A 3,106-nucleotide genomic window follows, 5' to 3' on the forward strand; every position below is an offset into this window, starting at 1 on the left:
GCGGCGATCACGTTGAGATCATGCTCGCGCAGCCGGGTGACGACGCCGTTCCAGCTGGCGGACTCGGCGAACGCCCCATGGACGAGCACAACAGTGGGTGAAGTGGCCATCATCGCTCCTGGCGGGTCTTCAGTGCGGTGGACAGGAAGCGGGCGGCCTGCTGGATGGCCGCCTCGGCGGCGTGGGTGCCGCGCAGCGCGTTGAGCATGACGAAGTCGTGGATGACGCCCTGATAGCGCACGGCGGTGACCGCGACCCCGGCCGCGCGCAGCTTATTGGCGTACGCCTCGCCCTCGTCGCGCAGCACGTCGGCCTCGGCGGTGATGACCAGCGCCGGCGGCAGCCCGGCCAGCTGCCCGGTGCCGACCCGCAGCGGCGAGGCGGTGATCTGCGCCCGCTCGGCCGGATCGGTGGTGTACTGGTCCCAGAACCACTGCATGCCGTCGCGGCGCAGGAAGTAGCCCTCGGCGAAGTCGTGGTAGGAGCCCGTGTCGAAGGCCGCGTCGGTGACCGGATAGAACAGCACCTGCGCCGCCAGCGGGATCTCGCCGCGCTCCTTGGCCAGCAGCGTGAGCGCGATGGCCATGTTCCCGCCGACCGAGTCTCCGGCGACCGCCACGCGGGAGGAGTCCAGGCCATGGGCGCCACCGTGCTCGGCCACCCAGCGGGCGGCGGTGAAGACCTGTTCGATCGCGACCGGGTAGCGGGCCTCGGGAGAGGCGCTGTAGTTGACGAACACCACCGCCGCGCCGACGCCGAGGGCCAGCTCGCGGGCCAGCCGGCCGTGGGTGTGGTCGTTGCCGAACACCCAGCCCGCCCCGTGCACATAGATGATCACCGGCAGCGGGCCGCTCGCGCCCGCCGGCCGGAACACGCTCACCGTCAGCCCGTCGGCGACCGGGAGGATCTCCTTGTCGGTGCCCGGCACCTCGATCTCGGGCGTCTGAGCCTCGTCCACGGCCTTGCGGCCGTCGGCGTGGGGAATTTCGAACAGGTAGGGCGGGTTGGCGGTGGCCTCGGCGAACGCCTGGGCGGCGGGTTCGAGCACGGGCTTGCGGTCCATGGGTGTTCTCCTTGCGAGTGGTGGAACCGGCCGGTTCGGTAAGAGGAAGATCAGCCGACGGCGCGCGCGGCCTTGAGGATGAGCTGGGCCACCTTGTGCGGCCGGGACACCGACACCGCGTGCGAGGCGTCGACCTCGGCCGTGCGGGCGTCGGCACGGCGTGCCATCCACCGCTGCGCGGCCGGCGGGATGTTCTTGTCACCGGTGGCGATCAGCGCCCAGGACGGGATGGTCTTCCAGGCCGCGGCCGTCGCCCTCTCCTCCAGCGCCGCCACCGCGACAGGCCGCTGTGCCGCCGCCATCGCCGCGGCCTTCCGGGCCGGGACATCGGCGGCGAACTGCTCGCGGAACTTGTCCTGCTTGATGGTCAGCTCGACCGCCTTGCCTCCGCCCGGCCGCCGGTAGGTCCACTGCCGGGTGTTCGGCCCGAGGGTGCTGCCGGGGTACTTGGCCGACAGTGCCAGCGCGCTCTCCCCCTTGTCCGGCAGGAACGCCGCGACGTACACCAGCGCCCTGACCGAGGAATCACCCACGGCGGCCTTGCTGATCACCGCCCCGCCGTAGGAGTGCCCGACCAGGACCACCGGTCCCTTGACGTTCTCCAGAACGCTCTTGAGATAGGCGGCGTCCCCCGACAGGCCGCGCAGCGGGTTCGCTGTCGCGAGCACCGGGTAGCCACCCCTCTTCAGCTCCGTGATCACATCGTTCCAGCTGGAGGCGTCGGCGAACGCCCCGTGCACCAGCACGATCGTCGGTTTCGTCCGGCCTGCCTCGCCGGCGCTCACAGGTGAAGGCGCCACCAGCAGCGCGCCCAGTGCGGCGGCGGCCAGTCCGGTGGTGAGCGCGGCCCTGCGCCGCATCCCCTGAACGGCGGAGTCCGTCATGATCTTCTCCAGGTGTGATCGGGCTCGGCGTGATCCCGAGCTCACACCCGCGACGCTAGGTCCGCGGCAGGACGTCGTGTTCTGCCTGCGCGCACCGGCTCTGCTCTCCCTTGGCACAGGGCCTGGCGTCTCAGGCCACCTCCGCCTGGGTGACGCCGAGCGTCTTCACGGTGGGCGAGGGCGGCACGTCCTCCTTGGGCGGGTAGGTGTTGAAGACGTGGTCGGAGATCGGGGTGACGATCCCGAACCAGTAGTTCTCGTTGCGGTAGTGGTGGAGCTGGTGCGTGCGGCGCAGCAGGCGGTAGAGCCCGCTCCTGGGCCGGTACGCGGAGTGGATGAGGAAGTGCGTCCACTCGTACAGGGTCAGCGACACCAGAGACGTGGCCAGACCGGTCGTCGCGGGGCGCAACGACCGGGTGGCCGCCGTGTTGGCCACGGCCAGTGTGGTGAGGGCGGCGGCCAGCAGCGGCCCGGGGATGAAGACCTTGGCCGGGTCGCGCGGGTCGCGGTGGTGCTCGCGGTGCCCGCGGGCGGAGAACAGCTCCACGGTGCGGCCCCGGATCCTCCTGGGGCGCTGGTGCAGCAGGTGGACGTGGATCATCCACTCCACGAACGGTTCGATGCCCGCGATCCAGGCGGCGGCCTTCAGGTCCCCGCGTGACCACCGCCCGAGCGCGAGGCGGGTGAGGACGGCCGCCGAGGCGGCGGGCAGCAGGACGCGGGCGTTGCGGTGGGCGAGGAAGATCCGGGCGGCCTCGGCCAGGGTCAGTCCTGAGCGGCGGAAGTCGGCCGCCTGCCGTTCGGTGATCAAGGTGGTTCCTCCATGGCGAGCAGGGCGTGCATGGCGGAGGTGCCGCGCGCCAGCAGGGTGGCGGCGGCCTGGGCGGCGGACGCGGCATCTCGGCCGGCGATCGCCGTGACGACGGCGCGATAGTCCTCGACGGCGCGGTGCTCGGCGGCCAGGACGCTCGTCACCATCGGCTCCGCCGGCCGGTAGGCCTGCCGGAGCGCGTTGAGCGACAGCCGGTAGCAGATGTTGCCCGAGCCGTCGACGACCAGGTCCCAGAACCGCCCGTCGAGCGCGCCGCGGGCGGCGTCGCCGGCCGTCTCCAGCTCCCCGAGCAGGCCGCGCAGGCTCAGGACCAGGTCGGCGCCGGCC

At 72.0% G+C, this 3,106-nt stretch carries 4 protein-coding genes; all 4 read right to left on the bottom strand.

Features of this window, described 5'->3' with window-relative positions:
- Window positions 1-109: 109 nt before the first annotated feature.
- Complete coding sequence (locus DQW85_RS25355) at window positions 110-1,063, bottom strand: alpha/beta hydrolase (RefSeq protein WP_113702480.1); 954 nt, start codon at window positions 1,061-1,063, stop codon at window positions 110-112.
- Between the two features lie 50 nt (window positions 1,064-1,113).
- A complete protein-coding gene (locus DQW85_RS25360; protein ID WP_240197417.1) occupies window positions 1,114-1,947 on the bottom strand; it encodes an alpha/beta fold hydrolase in 834 nt (277 codons plus the stop codon).
- A gap of 130 nt (window positions 1,948-2,077) precedes the next feature.
- Entirely contained in the window at window positions 2,078-2,758 is a 681-nt protein-coding gene (locus tag DQW85_RS25365; protein WP_113702481.1) for a sterol desaturase family protein, read from the bottom strand.
- The coding region (locus DQW85_RS25370; protein ID WP_113702482.1) for an FCD domain-containing protein at window positions 2,755-3,106 on the bottom strand (352 nt) is incomplete at its 5' end. The genes DQW85_RS25365 and DQW85_RS25370, both read right to left, overlap by 4 nt.

The organism is Nonomuraea lactucae, assembly GCF_003313395.1.
Taxonomy (GTDB): Bacteria; Actinomycetota; Actinomycetes; order Streptosporangiales; family Streptosporangiaceae; genus Nonomuraea; species Nonomuraea lactucae.